Origin of the sequence: Shouchella miscanthi (assembly GCF_007725405.1) — a bacterium.
GTDB classification, from domain to species: domain Bacteria; phylum Bacillota; class Bacilli; order Bacillales; family Bacillaceae_D; genus Shouchella; species Shouchella hunanensis.
The window spans coordinates 3487556-3506276 of the sequence record NZ_CP042163.1 but is presented as its reverse complement, the minus strand read 5'-3'; the positions used below and the strand labels follow the sequence as shown (position 1 = coordinate 3506276).

Annotated in this window: 18 protein-coding genes, 1 pseudogene and 1 riboswitch; of the genes and pseudogenes, 7 read left to right on the top strand and 12 right to left on the bottom strand. The window is 39.7% G+C overall.

Annotated elements, in window-relative coordinates; translation table 11 throughout:
- Positions 1 to 17 precede the first annotated feature (17 nt).
- Positions 18 to 902: an ABC transporter permease gene (locus FPV17_RS17990; RefSeq protein WP_144560530.1), complete on the top strand. Its 885-nt coding sequence runs from the start codon at positions 18 to 20 to the stop codon at positions 900 to 902.
- 14 nt (positions 903 to 916) lie between these two features.
- Positions 917 to 1798 (top strand): carbohydrate ABC transporter permease, encoded by an 882-nt coding sequence (locus FPV17_RS17985; RefSeq protein ID WP_144559767.1) that lies wholly within the window; start codon positions 917 to 919, stop codon positions 1796 to 1798.
- Between the two features lie 42 nt (positions 1799 to 1840).
- Here the strand turns inward: FPV17_RS17985 and FPV17_RS17980 are convergent, their stop codons facing one another.
- The 4 genes from FPV17_RS17980 to FPV17_RS17965 all read right to left on the bottom strand — a co-directional run bounded on the left by FPV17_RS17980 (position 1841) and on the right by FPV17_RS17965 (position 5206).
- Positions 1841 to 2092, bottom strand: coding sequence for a hypothetical protein (locus FPV17_RS17980; RefSeq protein WP_035394768.1), 252 nt, complete (start codon positions 2090 to 2092; stop codon positions 1841 to 1843).
- The gene (locus FPV17_RS17975) at positions 2089 to 2667 is read right to left on the bottom strand and encodes a sigma-70 family RNA polymerase sigma factor (RefSeq protein ID WP_035394766.1); all 579 of its coding nucleotides are present in this window, start codon (positions 2665 to 2667) and stop codon (positions 2089 to 2091) included. Before FPV17_RS17975 ends, FPV17_RS17980 begins: the two co-directional genes overlap by 4 nt.
- Positions 2668 to 2931: 264 nt before the next feature.
- Positions 2932 to 3693, bottom strand: a complete 762-nt coding sequence (locus FPV17_RS17970; RefSeq protein ID WP_246117066.1) for an L-2-amino-thiazoline-4-carboxylic acid hydrolase — start codon at positions 3691 to 3693, stop codon at positions 2932 to 2934.
- Between the two features lie 211 nt (positions 3694 to 3904).
- A complete protein-coding gene (locus FPV17_RS17965; protein ID WP_144559765.1) occupies positions 3905 to 5206 on the bottom strand; it encodes an alpha-glucosidase/alpha-galactosidase in 1302 nt (433 codons plus the stop codon).
- Between the two features lie 158 nt (positions 5207 to 5364).
- On the opposite strand from FPV17_RS17965, the gene FPV17_RS17960 reads away from it, so the two are divergent.
- A complete protein-coding gene (locus FPV17_RS17960; RefSeq protein WP_144559763.1) occupies positions 5365 to 6252 on the top strand; it encodes an AraC family transcriptional regulator in 888 nt (295 codons plus the stop codon).
- A pseudogene (locus FPV17_RS17950) lies at positions 6249 to 7877 on the top strand (YndJ family protein). Before FPV17_RS17960 ends, FPV17_RS17950 begins: the two are co-directional and overlap by 4 nt.
- Here the strand turns inward: FPV17_RS17950 and fni are convergent.
- The 4 genes from fni to FPV17_RS17930 form a co-directional block, all read right to left on the bottom strand.
- A complete protein-coding gene (fni, locus tag FPV17_RS17945; RefSeq protein WP_144559758.1) occupies positions 7874 to 8923 on the bottom strand; it encodes a type 2 isopentenyl-diphosphate Delta-isomerase in 1050 nt (349 codons plus the stop codon). The pseudogene FPV17_RS17950 and the gene fni sit on opposite strands and share 4 nt — an antisense overlap.
- Before the next feature lie 140 nt (positions 8924 to 9063).
- Positions 9064 to 10434 carry a magnesium transporter gene (gene mgtE / locus FPV17_RS17940; RefSeq protein ID WP_035394756.1) on the bottom strand — a complete coding sequence of 457 codons (1371 nt, stop codon included), beginning with the start codon at positions 10432 to 10434 and terminating at the stop codon, positions 9064 to 9066.
- 195 nt (positions 10435 to 10629) lie between these two features.
- Positions 10630 to 10797: riboswitch (M-box (ykoK) riboswitch) on the bottom strand.
- An 83-nt stretch (positions 10798 to 10880) separates the two neighbouring features.
- Positions 10881 to 11552, bottom strand: coding sequence for a nitroreductase family protein (locus FPV17_RS17935; RefSeq protein ID WP_144559756.1), 672 nt, complete (start codon positions 11550 to 11552; stop codon positions 10881 to 10883).
- Between the two features lie 166 nt (positions 11553 to 11718).
- Positions 11719 to 12162, bottom strand: a complete 444-nt coding sequence (locus FPV17_RS17930; RefSeq protein ID WP_144559754.1) for a MarR family winged helix-turn-helix transcriptional regulator — start codon at positions 12160 to 12162, stop codon at positions 11719 to 11721.
- Positions 12163 to 12362: 200 nt separating this feature from the next.
- Between FPV17_RS17930 and FPV17_RS17925 the strand changes: the two genes are divergently transcribed.
- Positions 12363 to 12713, top strand: a complete 351-nt coding sequence (locus FPV17_RS17925; protein WP_144559752.1) for a hypothetical protein — start codon at positions 12363 to 12365, stop codon at positions 12711 to 12713.
- Positions 12714 to 12741: 28 nt separating this feature from the next.
- On the opposite strand, the gene FPV17_RS17920 is transcribed toward FPV17_RS17925, so the two are convergent.
- Positions 12742 to 13248, bottom strand: coding sequence for a GNAT family N-acetyltransferase (locus FPV17_RS17920; RefSeq protein ID WP_052007883.1), 507 nt, complete (start codon positions 13246 to 13248; stop codon positions 12742 to 12744).
- 276 nt (positions 13249 to 13524) lie between these two features.
- Here FPV17_RS17920 and FPV17_RS17915 point away from each other — a divergent pair, with 276 nt between their 5' ends.
- Positions 13525 to 14814: an aspartate aminotransferase type Ic gene (locus FPV17_RS17915; protein ID WP_144559750.1), complete on the top strand. Its 1290-nt coding sequence runs from the start codon at positions 13525 to 13527 to the stop codon at positions 14812 to 14814.
- Between the two features lie 33 nt (positions 14815 to 14847).
- Here FPV17_RS17915 and FPV17_RS17910 read toward each other — a convergent pair whose 3' ends face one another.
- Both FPV17_RS17910 and map read right to left on the bottom strand, forming a co-directional pair.
- A complete protein-coding gene (locus FPV17_RS17910; protein ID WP_035394753.1) occupies positions 14848 to 15921 on the bottom strand; it encodes a substrate-binding domain-containing protein in 1074 nt (357 codons plus the stop codon).
- A 130-nt stretch (positions 15922 to 16051) separates the two neighbouring features.
- A complete protein-coding gene (gene map / locus FPV17_RS17905) occupies positions 16052 to 16819 on the bottom strand; it encodes a type I methionyl aminopeptidase (RefSeq protein WP_144559748.1) in 768 nt (255 codons plus the stop codon).
- Between the two features lie 245 nt (positions 16820 to 17064).
- Between map and FPV17_RS17900 the strand changes: the two genes are divergently transcribed.
- A complete protein-coding gene (locus FPV17_RS17900; protein ID WP_035394751.1) occupies positions 17065 to 17517 on the top strand; it encodes a flavin reductase family protein in 453 nt (150 codons plus the stop codon).
- A 142-nt stretch (positions 17518 to 17659) separates the two neighbouring features.
- On the opposite strand, the gene FPV17_RS17895 is transcribed toward FPV17_RS17900, so the two are convergent.
- Positions 17660 to 18718 (bottom strand): DUF3900 domain-containing protein, encoded by a 1059-nt coding sequence (locus FPV17_RS17895; RefSeq protein ID WP_035394750.1) that lies wholly within the window; start codon positions 18716 to 18718, stop codon positions 17660 to 17662.
- Positions 18719 to 18721 lie beyond the last annotated feature (3 nt).

The window sequence follows — 18721 nt, the reverse complement described above, 5'->3', positions numbered from 1 at the left end:
AGAAACAGCCTTGGAATATGAAGCGTAATTGGCCGCTACACGTACTTGTGCTGCCAGCAATACTCTTTGCACTTGTATTTAATTATATTCCTTTAGCAGGTATTATTATGGCCTTTCAAAACTTTAAGCCATGGGAAGGCTTTTTAGGATCCGAATGGGTTGGGTTTGATCAGTTCATTCGCATCTTTGAATTTCAAGAAGGCAGACAAGTCATTTGGAATACACTTGTCATTTCCACCTTCAAAATAATCTTCCAGCTTATCGTGCCTATTGTGTTTGCTTTACTATTAAATGAAGTTCGAATTATCGCTTATAAGCGCTCGATCCAAACGTTAGTCTATTTACCCCATTTTTTGTCATGGGTTATTTTAGGCGGTATTTTACTTGATCTTTTATCGGTTGATGGTGGGTTAATCAATCAATTTATCGGGATCTTTGGTATGAATCCAATTTTCTTTTTAGGAGATAGTGATTGGTTTCGCGTAACTGTTATCGTATCGGATGTTTGGAAAGACTTTGGATTTTCGGCAATCATTTTCCTGGCAGCGTTAGCAGGAATTAACCCCAGTTTGTACGAGGCTGCAATCGTCGACGGAGCTAATCGTTTGCAACAAGTTCTTCACATAACGCTTCCAAGTCTACTACCCATTACCATCGTTGTGGCAACGCTCGCACTAGGAAATATCTTAAATGCGGGATTTGATCAAATTTTTAATTTATATAACCCACTTGTTTATGATAAAGGTGACATCATTGACACATATGTTTATCGACAAGGGCTGCTTGGCGGGAATTTTAGCTATGCAACAGCAGTCGGTGTATTTAAATCTGTTATTGCCTTTATTCTCATTGTGACCGGTTATCGCTTAGCTTACAAGTACGCAAACTATCGCATCTTTTAGAAGGAGGAGGAGCTATGCATCATCGAAGTCGTTCTTATAAACTGTTTTCACTATGTAACAATATCTTTCTTCTTGTCCTCGGTATTCTTTGTATCTTGCCGCTTATTCATATTTTAGCAGTATCGTTTAGCGCTTCAGCGCCGGCAAATGCGAATTTGGTTCGCTTTTTTCCGATTGACTTTACGTTTGCTGCTTGGGAGCAAACCCTTGGAAATGAAAATTTCCTAAGAGCGCTTTGGAACGGTGTTTTTCGAACGGTTCTTGGGACGTTGATTAGTTTAAGTGTTGTGACACTTGCGGCCTATGCACTGTCAAAAGAAGATCATGAGTTCCGAGGTAGAAAATGGTATGTATATACACTGATCTTTATTATGCTATTTAACGGAGGATTAATTCCAACGTATATTTTAATTCAAAACCTCGGAATGATTAATACGATTTGGGCACTTGTTCTACCAGGAGCAGTAAATGTTTTTAATATGATTTTACTGTTAAATTTCTTTCGAACAGGAGTGCCTAAATCGTTAGAAGAAGCCGCTTTAATAGACGGTGCCGGTCATTTTAAGATCCTTTTTCGCATTTATTTACCGATTTCATTACCGGCACTTGCGACGGTAGGTCTGTTTACAATGGTAGGACAATGGAATTCATGGTTCGATGGGCTTATTTATTTAACCGACTCGTCGAAATATCCATTATCGACGTTTTTACAAACGATAATTGTACAAAATGATTATTCACAAATGAATGTAAATCCTGATGAAGTCCGGGCTCTATCAGAACGGACGGTTCGCTCTGCTCAAATTTTTATTGGTGCATTACCAATTATTCTCGTTTACCCATTTCTTCAAAAGTATTTTGTAAAAGGAATCGTGCTAGGTTCTGTTAAGGAATAACGGCTTAGTAGAATCGCTTTTCTTTTGATAAATAAAGCGATTCTACTCGTATTCTTTCTTGTTCTTTTCATGATGTAGTAAGTATAAACCAATTGTTTCCGCTACTTCCTCATGGCCACTAACAAATTCGTAAAAACCTGGAGCATTGATATTCTGGATGACATCCATTTTCTCATAGATTTTCATTTTAATTTCCTGTTCCAAATCTTCTCTGTTTGCAGGTGCGGTTTGGTAGAGGCTTTTTTTTATTTTTGGTTGAAAATCTTCTAAGATCTTTTCATAGTGAAAACTCATTGTTCATTCTCCTCATTTATTTTTGGTACGCTTGATTTTAAACGTTCAAGGGCGCGCTTTTTGTTGTATGAGATTCGTTGTTCTGATGCATCTAGGAAAAGGGCAATTTCTTTGTTTTGATAGCCATAAAAGTATGAATAGATTAAAATGGTTTGCTGCATCGAATTAAGCTGTGAAAACGCTTGGGAAATATACTTGTCTGCAAATAATTCAGCAGTAGAACCTTCTTCATCCAATGCGTGCTCAAGATCATCTAGAACATCACCGGCACGAATCATTCCAATAAAAGTAGAATAGCCATCATCTGTTTGCTTTTCGTCAATGGAAACAGTTAAAGGTTGATTTCGTACACGCTTATCAAAATCGACTGAATACCCTTTAATAAGTCTACTAATGTATTGAACCGTTTTAATACGCGTGAAAAAACGCCGAAACGCATCATCAAGTGCAAGTTGATTCATTGGAGTAGGGTATTGTTGTGCCGTTAAGAAAAGCTGTTGATGGTCACGATCTTTTAGGAATAATTCAATCATTAATCGGACGGACTGTTTTCTCTTTGTATGGGCTTCATCCACATAAATGACCTCCTTGACCTCTTTTTATAATAGAGAACGTTCGCAAAAAAAATAAAAACACGAACATATTTTCGTATAAAAAAAGTATACAGAACAATTGTTCGCTAATCAAGAGCCTGTCCATTGGGAAATATGATTGAGATAGAAAGAAGGCAAAAAAAAAGACTACTTCAATCAACTAGAAGTAGCGAAAAATGAGGATTTTTTAAATCGTTCATGTTATAAAAAAATTTATTTAAAGATACATTTGTTCAGGAGCATGTATTAATTCGATTCATCCTCTTTCATCTGGAAGCGAAAATGACAGTCGCCTTCTTTTAACACATAGCGATCATGAACAACATCGAAATTCAGGTTGTAACCTTTTGCAATAGAAGGATCTATCATTTGACAGTAGAGAATCCCGTGCTCACCGGTTCCATCTTTTTTCCATTGATCACCGAATGCGCAAACAGTAAAGGTTTGCTCGATTTCTTTTGGATGGTATGTGGTTTCAAACTCAAACAGGTCACTACGACCCATATCATAATTGGTTAAATAGTTTTCAGCTGTGTTAGGCAATCCTTTTGCCGCTGCTCGTCTGGCAATGTCTTGCCCACGGGCTTCACCGAAATGACGAACCCCTTCTCTAATGGCTTGTCTGCCATCTTCGTCAAAACGATCAACAACCGCTTTCGCAATATGCGCAAAGAGCTTTGCCATCATAGCGTAAATCGTAAAGGGTTCAATTCCTGCCTCTTTTTGAATCTGTTCATATGCACGGTGAGTTTCTTTCACTTCCGAAGCATTAGCTAAATGTGGGATGGAATAGCGTGCACGTTCGTCTAGCTGCTTATAGGAATAAGACGAACGTTTGTTTAAATCGTTTAACTGCTCATCAAGCAAAGCTTGTACCCCTTGCTCGACTTTGTTTACTCCTTCATCTCCAAATTGTTCGTAGACAGACTTCACGAGTGAAGCATATAACTTTGAAATGATAATGTCCATTGTTACTGGAACATCAGGTACATCGTTTCTCAAGGTCACTGTAGTCTCATCCTTTCTTATTTAATCTGTTAACGGAAAACGAACTTATTGCTTAGGTTTTTCTATTTTATCATAGGTAGTATGGATGTTTTGGTAGAGTAGGCTGATACAAAATAGATGAGAGGGACTGAGCCGGATTAGTACGCGTTTATAAATAAGAAGCTTCCACACCAAATCAGTAGAAATGGCGTGAAAGCTTTTTTTATAGACATTATGAATAATCTGGGAGATATTCTCCATGTGCTTCAATTAAATCATCACAAAGCGCTACGATATCATCAATTGATAATTCTGCTGATGTGTGCGGGTCGAGCATTGCCGCATGATAAATGTGGTCTTTCTTTTTGGTGATCGCTGCTTCAATAGTAAGTAACTGTGTATTAATGTTCGTGCGGTTAATGGCCGCAAGTTGCTCTGGTAAATCACCAACAAAAGTCGGTGTTACCCCTGAGCGATCGGCTATGCATTGAACTTCTACACAAGCGTTTGTCGGCAAGTTTGAAATGAGGCCGCCTTTATTTAGAACATTGCCACCAAATAAGAATGCTTCACCTGTTTCCATTGCCTCAATAATTCGTGAGCCATATTCAATAGAACGATTATGTGTAATATCCCCGTCATTCATCAACGACTGCTTCATCTTCTCCCAGCCTTCGATTTGGTTCACACAACGTCTTGGGTACTCGTCTAGCGGAATGTTAAAGCGATCAATGAGCTCTGGATAAGCTGATTTTATAAAGTATGGGTGGTATTCGGCATTGTGTTCTGATGATTCCGTTAAGTAATAGCCAAAACGTTGCATCAGTTCAAAGCGCACCATATCGTGATGTTTTTCCTTACTTTTTTCTTTTGCCCGTCTTTTAATTTCTGGATAAAGATCGACGCCGTCTCTTGTTACTTCAAGTAACCAAGCAACGTGATTAATACCGGCAATTTTTTCCTGAATTCCGGAATGGTCCATGTCTAAATGCTTAAATAAGTCGCGTGTACACACTTGAACGCTGTGGCATAGCCCAACATTTTTGACATTTGTAAAGCGTGACAACGTTCCAGTAAGCGCAGCCATAGGGTTGGTATAATTAAGAAACCAAGCGTCAGGTGCGACTTCCTCAATATCTTTTGCAATATCAAGCATGACCGGAATCGTTCTTAAAGAACGGAATAAACCACCGATTCCAATTGTGTCACCAATGGTTTGCCGAAGCCCGTATTTCTTAGGGATGTCAAAGTCGATAACGGTACTAGGCTTATAACCACCGACTTGAATAGCGTTAATAATATAACTTGCACCGCGTAAGGCTTCTTTGCGGTTGTCGTATTTTTTAATGGTTACGGTAGACTTAAGATTATCTTTTAATTGAGTGAGAAGAGAATAGGATTCTTGCAAGCGATCTGGGTTAATATCAAATAACGCAAATTCAAACCCTTGTAAAGATTCAACATGCATACAGTCTCCAAGAACATTTTTTGCGAAGATGGTACTACCTGCACCAATAAATGTTAGTTTCTTCATAACGTAACCCCCTACTGTTGATACTCACAGTATAGTAATAGTTTCACTAAAAGTAGTAGAAAATTGCTGTTTACTTTATGGAAATTATTGCGCTTTCAACAGAGCCTAGTCGCAACAAGCATTCTACGTTATACTGAGGGGGCAAGGGGGAGAGAATCATGAGAGAACAAGGGCTTAAAGGTTCATATGGATTTCGCTTCCAAGAACATCCGTATCCATTTCAAGTGAATCTTTGGAACATTGGCTGGGAAGTTGTCCGTAGCCCTACTTATTCATGGAACGGGCAGACTCGAATTGATAGAGAAAAAATTGTGTTTCAATACACGCTATCCGGACATGGCGCCTTAGCCTATGAAGATCAGACATTTACGTTAGGAAAGGGGCAGGCTTTTTTTGTCTCCATTCCAAGTGATCACCATTATTTCTATCCAAAAGAGGCTACGACCGATTGGGAATTTATTTATATTACATTAGAAGGAAAAGAAGCTTTATCCATGCACGATCATATTGTAGAGAAGTATGGACCAATTCTTGTTATTGAAAAAGAGGCAGAACCAATCCGTTTGCTTTTACGCTTATTATCGGAAACAGCATCGGGAGAGATTACAAACTCCTATATTGGCTCGCAGCGAGCATATGAATTTCTGATGACGCTGTTTCACTTTCTTGCGGTTCCGCCGAAGAAAAAGCTAAAAGAACCGATTACACAGGCGATTACCTATATGAAAGACCATATGAGTGACCAGTTTGATTTGGCAACGGTTGCTCATCACGTGGGTCTGTCTAAATACTATTTTATTAAACAATTTAAACGTGAATTGAACATTACACCCATGCACTATGTTTCGATTCTACGTATTAAGAAAGCCGCCTATTTACTTTCTAAAACCGATTTAACTGTGGCGGAGGTTGCTCATCAAGTCGGTATTGATGATGCGAATTATTTTACGAAACTCTTTAAAAAGACGGTCGGTGTGTCGGCTAGTAAATTTCGTAAAAATGAAGATGTTCATCTTATTGACTACATTATAACGGAGTGGGAATGATGCACGTTTACTTAGTATATAGCGCCTTTTTTCTACTGTGGGCGCTTTTCTTTAAGCCGACTGGTATTGATCTCGGACTGGGATTTGCTGTTATGGTCATTGTTCCGTTAACGACAGTGCTATTGATTGAGACTAATAAAGATACACCGTACATAACACTTATCACATGGCTTCAAAAGTGGCTGTTGCTTTTTTCTGTAGCTGGTTTAGCATCGTTAACGGTTGAAACTCTATGGGTGGCGACCTTGTTTTCAATCATTTGGTTAGGGGCAACGGTGGTTATTGCCTGCTTTGGTTTTTTTCGCTTAAGTTTACAAGGATTTCGAAATGCAGAAGAAGTGCTCATAAACGTTGGGTGTATCTATCTTGCTATCGGTGGTGGTTGGTTTGTTTTATCAGCTGTACAAGCAACTACTTTTCTTTCCTACAGCCAAACGATTATTGATTTAACGGCCATTCATTTTCATTACTCTGCCTTTGTGCTGCCTATTGCTAGCGGCATGCTGGGACGTTGGTTAAAGCATCAAACGGTTCCATAAAACGGATTTGCTTATTTAGCAGCAGGTATACTTATCGGTCCTTTTCTTGTGGCACTTGGAATTGAATTGGGTCCGCCCCTAGAGCCGATTCTTGTGTTAATCTACATTTTTTTTGTGTTTTGGCTTGCTCTTATAGCTATTCGCTATAGCTTTTTACTCAGGGGTTGGTTACGATGGTTTTTGCTTCTAGCGCATGCCGTCTTATTTATGACAATGGTGCTGTCTTATTTGTATAGCGCAGGGCTTGCATGGGCACCTCAGCGATTAACGATTCCTGACATGGTTCGTTATCACGGAATGGCTAATGCATTTGGTTATGCTTTGCTCGTGCTCATTGTCTGGATTGTCGTTAAACCAAGCGCGAAACATAGACCTGAAATGCCACTTCAGCCTATAAGAGGGAGGAAGTACATTCAAGATCAACTGTTTGCTCACTTAGAGCTTACGCCGACAAACGCACTTATAAAAGAGTGGCGTGAATATGAGCACGAGCAGTTTCACTTTAAAAACGTACATCCAAACGTTTTACGCTTTCACGAACAGACTAGTCGCTATACGCTAGAAGCGACTATTAAATGGCATCAGCCATTTCGATGGTTTCTGCCCTTCCTATTGTTTGTAACAAAGCGATTAAAACAACTTCATCTTCCAGCTGGCAAGGTACCAATGGAGGGAAATACGTATGCGCTAGTATCAAATGGGCAAGAGCATACAACGGTCTGGGTTCGTAAGCATGCACAAACAAAAGAACCGATTTTTACGGCCTACTATTCAAACTGGCTTGGAAGCAAACGATACAACTTTATTCAGTTACCCTTGCCATTCGGCGTTTTAACAGGTTTATTATTACCAATGAATGATGGAGGGGATGGCCTTTACTTAGTGGGAGATAAAACGGACCCGCTAACAGGTGTCTATCTATCTTTTTGGAAGTGGACTTGGAGAACACCGCTCCGAGAAGTTTTTCATTTAGTAGAAAAGGAAGGCACTCTTCATGCGAAGCACGCCATTTCCTTTTTTAATAAAGAGATGATTACGATTATGTACGTGATGAATGAAAGCACGTCACCATCATCTCGCTCTTAGTAACGCGAAGCATAGGCTTTCGTTTCAATGCCTCTTTCATTCAACCAATGATGCGTCTCTCCTTTTAGAATAAGGGGGACGTTTTTAAGTTCCTCTACAGTGTGGACATTTAAGGCAGTCATCATATAGCATAGCTCTTCCTGCATGCGCTCAATAGAAGCGATAACGGCATCGATGCCATCATTCTGCAATGTCTTAATGAAAAAACCGGACATACCTACTAAGGAAGCGCCTAACGAGAGCGCTTTGGCTGTATCTATACTCGATGTTATACCCCCAGAAGCAATCAATGTGAGTGGAAGTGCTAATGAGTGGGCTTCAACTAATGCAATTGGTGTAGGAACGCCCCACGAATTAAAAAAGTCTAATGAAAGTTGCCGACGCGCATTTTCAATTTGTGAAAAATTCGTTCCGCCTGTGCCGCTCACATCAACAGCATAGACACCAGCTTCATAGAGACGTTTAACTGCTTCTTTCGTCATGCCAAAACCGACTTCTTTCGCAATAATCGGTACAGGACTTTTCGCCACAATCGCTTCCAAATTGCGTAGACGCTTAGAAAAATCCCGATCACCTTCAGGCATAGCTAGCTCTTGGATATGATTAAAATGAATTTGAAGACCATCCGCTTCAATCATATCAATGGCACGCAAGGCGTCAGACGGTGTTGCTTCTGCCCCTAAATTAGCTAAGCAAACGATGTCTGGTGCTGCATCGCGAATAATCCGATACGTATGTACTTGCTCTTGATCTTTGATCGCTGCCATTTGCGATCCAACGGCCATTGGAATGGAAAAGTGTTGCGCCACTTCTGCAAGCTGCTGATTAATACGTGCTGTTTGCTTGCCTCCACCACCTGTCATTGCGTTTATGAGCAATGGCAACGATATGGGTTTATGAAGAAAAGTGGTTTCAAGCTGGCAGTGATGAAAGGACGAGGTAGCGAGCGTTTGATGGATAAATTGAATGTCCTCAAAAGGGGAGCGCGTTTGGTGCTGCTGAATGGCTTGATGAATATGGTCATGTTTACGTTGTTCTCTAGACAAAGACGTGCTCCTTTCTTATTCATTTTCTTATTTTCTATACCCTGTTTACTTGAATTTAACCATAGAAAACGCTGGTTTCGCAAGGAAGACACGAACAAGGAAAAAAGCTTATCGATGTTCATGTCGATAAGCTTCCTTTTTTATAATAGCTGGTCAAGAAGTGTCGTTGCGATTGTAAAATAAATCATTAAACTAATAATATCGTTTAGCGTTGTAATAAAAGGACCTGAGGCCACGGCTGGATCAATCTTTAATTTGTTAATGGCGACAGGAACAGTTGCTCCGATCACTGCTGCCACACTTAAAGCTGCAAAAAGAGAGAACCCAACAGTAAATGCTAAAATAAAATCACCGTTGTAAAACACATAAATAATGCCCATCAACACAACCATACAAACAAGACCGAGTATAATCCCTGTTCCAAGTTCTCTTTTTACTGTTTTCCATACACCGCCTCGGTCAAATGAGCCTGTTGCAATACCACGTACCGCAACTGCTAGAGACTGCGTTCCTGTATTTCCTGCTGTACCCATAATGAGCGGCATAAATGCAGCAAGCAGTACCACTTGTTCCAAAGTCGATTCAAATTGACCAATAATATTTGCTGTAATCAAACCAAAAAACATGAGCAAAATAAGCCAAGGTGCACGCTTTCTTGCAGCGGTTACCGCAGTTAAAGATAAATCCGTCGCCCCTCGTGTTGCGGCAAATTCATCGAAATCCTCTGTTGTTTCTTCTTCTAGTACATCAATGACGTCATCGACGGTAATGATACCGACAAGTCGCTTTTCAGGCGTTACAACAGGTACCGCAAGAAAGTCATATTCCTTAATTAATCGAGCAACGTCTTCTTGATCTTCGTTCTCACTTACGGATACCACTTGTGTGCTCATAATGTCTTCCACCGTCATTTCTGGTGTCGCAATAATGAGGTCACGAAGCGAAACGACACCAGCAAGTTTCTGCTGTTGATCAACGACATACAAGTAGTAAATTGTTTCTGCATCGGGTGCGCTTTCTCGTAGTTCAGCAATAACCTCTTTAGCAGAAGATTCTACCGATAAGCGTACAAATTCTTTTGTCATAATCGCACCGGCAGTTTTCGGTGCGTAAGCCATTAATTCCTCTACGCGCTTCGCTTCTTCTAAATCCATTGAGCTTAAAATATCATCAGCGCGCTCCGTATTAATTTCCGCTAAAAAGTCAGCAACATCATCGGCTGACATCGTATTGAACATGGAAACGGCATATTGATAGCTTAACCCTTCAAAAACAATAAGCTGATCTTCTAAATCTAACCCTTCAAATAGGTCGGCGAATTCAGCTGGACTAAGAAATAACAACACTTGTTTTTGAAGAGGACGCTCAATTTCGTGAAACAATTCAACTTGGTCCGTTGGGTGGAGCTCTAAAAAGGTTTCTCTGAAAGCCTTAAGATTTCTTGAAACTAGATGCTTTACAATTTCGTTTTTATATTCATTCCGTTTCCGGTCAGTCTTTAATTTATCCATCATGCTCTCCTCCTACTTCCTAGAAGAGAACCAAACAATACGTGTGGAATGGCCCCCTTCTTATACTGTTAAAGCCTATCCTCGGTTTGGGTAAACTATCCATCCCACACCACCACCTTTTAGAAAAATAAAAAACCGCCTCAGCAAATGGGAGGCGGTTTGAACGCATACTAAAGAAACATATCGTATCAATAAACTCTCCTCCATTCGTAGAGCTTTAGCACTGTGCGGCATAGGAACACATATCCAGCTACGTTAAAAACCACCTTATGTCGATGGTTTCTGTTGACCCATTGGCGTCTTTGGACATTTTTGGGTAGCAGCGTATCTCCAGCACAGGAGCCTCACCTAACGAGGGCATATAATTTCTTGCAAATTTCACTTTACAATGCGCAAGACAACTTGTCAAACCTTAATTTTTGTTGTAAAGAAAAAGACTCGCTTACTTACGAATCTTTCACTATCACCCGATCTTTAAGTGGGTTTATTTCTTTTGGGTTTGGGTACTCATGAGGTCTACCAAAAGGCATTTGCGCAACAAGATTCCAATTATTCGGTAGATCCCATCGTTTTTTGACTGCTTCATTAATCATGGGATTATAGTGCTGTAAAGAAGCACCAAAGCCTTTTGTTTCAAGGGTAACCCAAATTAAATATTGAAGCATTCCATTGTATTGTCCGGCAATGGACTTTGTATAGGTAGTAGAAAATGTCTCCTGATCATCAAAAAACAAAATAGTGCCGTAAGCATGTTCAAACATTTCTAATTTCGCTTGAGTGTCGGTGAAATCAGCATAGTCCATAATGCTTTTCATTCTTTCCTGAGTTAACTGCCAGAACGCATCATGCTCATCATGGAGCAAAAGTACCATTCGTGCAGAAAGAGCATGTTCATTCGTTGGCAAGGATCGGATGGAGAGCTCAATTAGGTTGAGGATGTCAGAATCTCCCTGAACCGTATCCTTACTTAAAACGTAAATAGATCGTCTATTCTCAATCGCTTGGTAAAATTCATCATCATCTTTATCCGTTCCAAATTTTTGAACAGCGGGAGGAACAGGATTCTCTTTTTTGACAGGTTGAGATTCTTTATGAAATAAACGAGTCCATTTTTTCATGAAGATGAGTGACTCCTTTCGTATTATTTTAATAGACACTACGAGATAAGAACGCCAAGTTCTACTCGGGTGATCTCTTGTCTTACACCCTGTAGCATTATTCTAGGTAATAATACAATTCCCTTGGATGCTTATTTAAAAACATGAGCATACGAACGGTTAGGGACTAGTCTGAAATGCGGTTTTCTTGCAAACCGACTCGTTTTAAATACGTAATCATTGCTTTTTTTTCTTGTTCATTTAGTGGGGAGAAAATGGAACTAAGTGCTTGAGCGTGTTGAGGAAAGACAGCATCCATCCAATTTATCCCTTTTTGTGTAATAGACACATAAGTGACGCGGCGGTCAGTTGGACTAGGTTTTCGAACAATCATTGCTTTTTTTTCGAGTTTATCAACTACATAGGTGATGCTGCTACTAGCGATAAGTACTTTTTGACCAATTTTTTGCACAGTTTGATCACCTTTTGAATAAAGCAATTCAAGGACTGCAAATTCTGTAGGGTTAAACCCGTGTTTGCGTATATCTGTCTCAACGTGGGACTTAACGGTTTGCATAGCTCTTGATAATACAGTAAATAGTTTTAATGAATCTTGATCTGTTTCTTTCATTGTAAACACCTCGAAATCATTTATCTCGAATTTGAATTAATTATAAAAGATGTTCCCTTGGACTGTCAATCAAAGGGGTGTTCTGATTAATTTTGTGAATTCATTGGAATTTGCTGATATTTTCAACTGAAACCTTTATACTAGAAAAGAGGTAAATAGATTAGTATAAATCTTCTTTAGAATTGAAAGGATGACATGTAATGAGAGACGTATCGATTGTTAAAGAACAACGTAACATACTTCGTGAAGAATTAGGTAAGTGTATCAATAAGGTTAAAGAAATGAAAGTGAATGAAGAGTCATTTAAACAAATGGACCAGCATGAGCAGCAAGTTTATATTTATCTTGATCGCACGATGCAGCGTTTACGTACGCAAATCAATGCGTTAGAATTTGTTTTAAACGAAGATAGTCAATTAGTGGATCCATACGCTGATCGCGCCGCAGAGAAACTAAATATTAATCGCAATAGTATTTTTGGATCAAAGCCAACTGAAGTGAAAAAAGAAGATGGCGATTACGAATTGGATATGAGCCGCGTGGATAATTAACATTAAAAGAGGGGGAGACCCCTCTTTTTTATGTGAGCTGTTTTTCAAAGCCAAAAAAGATGGCTTCTTTCCCAGGAAACTGAAGCGTGCCAACTTTTTCGTAGCCATATTTCTCAAAAAGCTGTTGGGCTTTTTCGTTTAACGAGTACGTGTCCACTTGCATGGCTGTTAAGCCTTTTTTGTGAGAATGTTTTTCTGCAAAATCGATAAGTGCCGCGGCAATACCGGCTTTTCTCGCACTAGGGTCTACTAAAAGGCGATGAAACGTTCCTGCGTGCCGCTGTTGTTCAGACCATTGTAAAGAGGTACTTGTATATTCAGGTGCAAATGATTGGTCGATTGTAATAGAACCGACGACTACTCCGTCTTGTTCGTACACAAATAATGAACCTAAATCGAGATCCTTTGTAAAATGTTGAATAGTAGGGTAGTGCTTGTCCCACTGGTCACTTCCTTCAGCATTCATCTTCTTGGTTGCTCGAATAGCCATTTCCTCTATTTTAACTAAATCTTGCTTAACTGCCTTACGAATCATATCAATATCCCTCCGAAAAAAGAACAAATTTTCTTTTTAGTTATGTTGCCAATAACAATAAAAAATACCTTCATTTTTTAGCATATCTTTCAGACAGAATGCAAGGAAGATGCGTGTAGTCAGAAAAGAAAGAGAAGCACATGAATTTTTGCAATTCATGACTGTAGGTCATAAGTGATTACTTGCTCACACCCTATCATCTAGCTTAAACTAGAAAGGTGAAATGAATGAGAAGGAAGTACGGATCTTCTTAATCTTCTAAGGGAGAGATCAACAGTGTCCAATGTGAATGAATTAACTGAAGAACAGCTTTATCAACGATATGAGCAGCTAAAAGCGCAATTGGAACGTTACAAGCGTGAAAATATGACGTTAGATATGTCTCGAGGAAAGCCAAGTCCCGATCAACTTAATCTTTCAGAAGAGATGATTGCTTTATTAACTGCAGAGGAGCTTATTACTAGCGATGGTTTAGATACGCGAAATTATGGCCAGTTAGACGGTATCCCTGAAGCGAAATCTTGGTTTGCTTCCATTCTTGAGGTAGAGCCTAGTCAAGTAATCGTTGGGGGGAATTCAAGCCTGTCGACCATGCACGACACGGTTGCCCGTGGATTGTTAAAGGGTGTAGAGGAAGAAGCTAAACCGTGGTCTTCTTATCCATCGGTTAAATTCCTGTGTCCGTCTCCTGGCTATGACCGTCACTTTTCTATTTGTGAGTTTCTTGGGATTGAAATGATTCCAGTCGACATGACAAGTGAAGGTCCTAACATGGATCAAGTAGAAGCCCTCGTTCGAGAAGATGAAACGATTAAAGGGATTTGGTGTGTTCCAAAATATAGTAATCCAGAAGGTGTTACGTATTCGGAAGCAGTAGTAAAAAGACTTGCATCCATGAAGACAAAAGCGACTGATTTTCGCATTTTCTGGGACAATGCCTATGTAATTCACCATTTAACTGATACACCCGATACACTAGTATCTATCCTTGCAGAAGCAAAAAAAGCAGGCTATCCAAATCGCCCATACGTCTTTGCGTCAACATCGAAAGTAACGTTCCCAGGAGCAGGCATTTCCGCGTTTGTTTCTTCTCCTGATAATATCGCGTTTACAAAAAAACAGCTTAGTTTTCAAACCATTGGTGCTGATAAAATTAACCAATTAAGGCATATTCGTTTCTTTGAAAAAATTGGTGGTGTTGAAGAGCTAATGAAGAAACATGCAGCGATTATCAAACCGAAATTTGATTTAGTGATTGATACGCTACAGCATAAATTAGGGGACAAAAACATTGCCACATGGACGGAACCGAATGGTGGGTATTTTATTAGTGTCAACACAGAAAATGGATGTGCAGCACGAGTGGTAGCGTTATGCAAAGAAGTTGGGTTAACTCTAACTGGAGCAGGCGCAACCTATCCGTATGGAAAGGATCCACTTGATCGTAATATTCGTATTGCACCATCTTTCCCGACTTTAGATGAATTACAAAAAGCCATGAATGTTTTTTGTGATTGTGTAGAACTTGCTGCAATTGAAGGCAAAGTTGAGAAGAGCAAGGCATAGATAAAAGACTCGTGATCTACCACGAGTCTTTTTTTAGTATGCATGTTCACCTTCCTGAATAGGCGAAAAACCGACTGATTCGATGACCGTTTGCGCTTCTTCTGATTGGATCCACTCAATAAATGACGTTACCTCATCATTTGGTGTTGTAGATGTTACAGCGTAGACGGTTATAGGAATCGGATATTCATGTGACTCAAGTGTCTGTTGAGATGGTGCCACGTGATCAATAGCTAACAGTTTGGTCTGATTCGTGTCTTCGACGAATTGATAGTTACTATAGAACGTAAAGCCAATGGCATTTTGGACATTTTCGTAGGGAGTCGTTGGATCTGTTTGGCTCGATTCTTCCATAAACCACTCAAACGCCTCCTGACTATCTTCTTCTTTTCGTTGATATTGACGAATTGCTTGGGTTGCACCACCAACTTGTGACCAATTGGATAGCGCACCTGTGTAAATAGATTGAACTTGGTCCCGGCTAATTGTTTCCACTTCTTGTTCTTGATGCGTGAAAAACACAAAAGCATCTTTCGCAATAGGAACTGGCTCAACTGAATGGTCAGTTGGAAGAAGATATTCTGGAACGAACGCAATCGTGTCATTACCTAAAGAGTCTAATGGACGAGATGCCGTATCTAGTACTTGTCGGGCATAAGAAGGATCGACACTTGAAAAGGTTGCTTCGACAAATGAACTATAAAGTGGATATAAGAAGGCTTGTCCGGTAATTCGGATTGAATCAGAAGATAGGTTGGTTTCTGCTCGCTCGATTTCAATTGGTCGATTAGGATGGAATGGTTCCCATTGCTCTAATGGCACGTAAGGCTCTGCGATTGTTTTTAAAGCATTGTTTCGTTGCTCGTATGTATAGATACTAACCAGTCCAACAATGATCATACTGAGAAAAAACATGCGCCGAAAGCCTGGTCGATGCCATTGGTAGAACATTAATGTAACATAAATGACGATGCAAATCGTTGCAGCTGACAGAAGCCATAAATAGAAAATCGACATACCTAAGAAAGCGCAGATCATAACCGTTACAAATCCAATAAAAACAATGGTAGATAAAACAATGATTCGAATCATTTTTGTCACAAACACCTGACCACCTCCTATCTTTCTTCTTTTCCCTATTTTTACTTTTAAAACGCTTTATTTTCATAGAAAAACACTTCTCCTCACAACAAGAAAGGAAAAGTGCTTTAATTGATTTAGTCACAAAATACGTTCTTTATAGGTAAGAGGCTGCATCTCCTTGATCGGTTAAAATAAAAGGACCATCAGCAGTAATAACGAGGGTGTGTTCGTATTGAGCAGATAAAGAGCCGTCTACAGTCCGAGCTGTCCAACCGTTGGAGTCCAGTTTGCTGTGATAAGCACCCGTGTTCACCATCGGTTCGATGGTAATCACCATCCCCTCTTTTAAGCGAATCCCTTTACCTGGAGAGCCATAGTGCAGAATTTGAGGAGGTTCATGAAGAGTCGGACCGATGCCGTGCCCGGTAAAATCTCGCACAACGGAGTATCCTTTAGGTTCAACAAAAGACTGAATGGCGTGACCGATATCTCCGAGACGATTTCCAATTTTGGCTTGCTTTATTCCTTCATATAAAGCCTGATGCGTAACAGCCATTAGTGCTTCCGCTTCAGGAGAGGGGTGTCCAACAGCATACGTCCAAGCAGAATCAGCCAATGCTCCGTTTAAGTTAAAGACTGAATCAATGGTAATGAGGTCTCCTTCTTTTAAAGGAGTCTTTCTTGGGAAGCCATGGCATATTTCATCGTTTAGAGATGCACATGTTGCATATTGATAGCCGTTGTATCCTTTTTGTTCTGGGGTTGCCCCATGTTCTCTTAAATAATTTTCTACAAAACGGTCAATCTCATCTGTAGTCACACCTGGCTGTATTCGTTTAGCAATTTCTTTATGACAAGCTGCAAGCAGTTGTCCCGCTTTATGCATCATTTCTTGTTCTCGTTTTGATTTTAATGTGATCACCTAAACCACCTTCTTTCTTTAATAAGCAGAGTCGATAAATATTGAACAAAATGGAGTGGGATTGAATTAAATGTAGTATTCCATGTTTACAAAGTCAAGAACGTCACCAATTCTGATGTTACTAGCATACGAAAGTAATGGCTAATTGTTGCAAGTTCAACTTGTTGCAACGTGTTTTGAATGTAGGTATTATTTTAATTGAGTGCACACATATGGACAACGAAAAAGAAAGAGGAGGGGAATCAATGGATGATCGTTTATTCAAAACCGCAATGAGTAAATTTACAACAGGTGTAACGGTAGTGACAACAGAATGGGATAACGAGGTTTACGGAATGACAGCAAATGCGTTTATGTCGGTTTCATTAGATCCTAAACTAATTCTAGTCTCTATAGATAATAAAGCAAGAATGAAAGCTGTTGTCGAACAGTCTGGCTCATTTGCTATTAGTATTTTAGCAGAAGGTCATGAAGATATTTCTATGCACTTTGCTCGCCAAAAAGAAAAGGAAGACCTAGCGTTAACAACCTTTGCTGGTATGCCAACTGTTGACGGCGCAATAGCTACCATTGTTTGTGATCTCCACGATACAAGCTTGCAAGGAGATCATACGCTTTTTATTGGAAAGGTAAAGGACGTGGCTGTAACAGATCAAAGCCCTCTCGTCTATTACCAAGGTAGTTACAAGAAGATCTAGTATAGAGTAGTTGCAAAAAAAAGCGCGAACCTACGACCCCTTTCTTATCAGAAACGGCCGCCGGTAGCGCTTTTTCTAGTAAAATCAGTTAAATTAACGGTAGTCGTTATTAGTATTTTGAAAAGCTGAACGACGCATCCATTTACTCGTCATCGGCTTGCATGCGTTGAATAACCGCCTCTAAGTGGTCAGGCTTTAAAAACTCAATGGGAGAAGCATTTTTATCAAATGTAACCTGTTCGGCATCAACAACAAGTACATAGCGATCATTATATTTCGCAAGGTGAACGTTATCCCCATATGCGTCTAGGGGAAATTTAACGACAACGTCACCCAATTTAATCGTTGTTTTTGAATCAGGTATGTGAGCCGTAATGGCTGCTGTTGCTTCTACGACTTGATGGTGATTTAACTGTTCTTGTAATTCCCTCGTCTCACTAGCTGACCATGACTCTAAGCGCTCTTCCATTTCTTGTCTTTCTGAACTCTCAGAGGAAAAGGTTTCATTGACATGATCTTGAACCATTGTCTGTACTTGGGTTTTGATTACTTCTGGCATTGGGTCTCCGTAAGTAACGAATGGAAGGAAATCTTCAAAGTATCGTGCATGTGAAGACTGATGAATTTTCACTTTAGTGTGTTCGAGCATGCCCTCTTCAATCATGTATGGATACTGAATCGACTTCATATTTTTCGTGGTAATCGCTCTTTCCACTTTTTTAACAAGTGTATTGGCGTCGCTCAGAACCGCAATATCATCTTGAAAATCACATTTTAATATAAAAAGAAATAAGTCATCAAAGTATTTTTTTGGTTTTGCTTGGCAAACGAGAAAAACGCCTCCTCGAACGGCGCTCGTTTGAACATACGTTTCTACAAATGATTCACTTTCTTTTTTGAAATCAGTACTAGTTGTTGCATGAAGGGCTCTTTGAAAAAGCGCATAATTTGGGTTCGATTCAAGAGGATGATTGCCTTCCGTTACGAATTCACCTAGTTTCGTTGGTGCTTGTGCATGATTGGGATGGGACTGTGCTTTCCGTTTTACAATTCTCTTTAATTCTCCTTCTAAGAATTGGGAAAGGGCACTATTTTCAAATGTCGCTGCATCCAATGTTTGGTAATGACTATAGGTTCGCTGATCTTTTTGTTGATCAATCTCAATAACGTAAAAAGATAAATAAGAAATTGAAAACTCCATAAA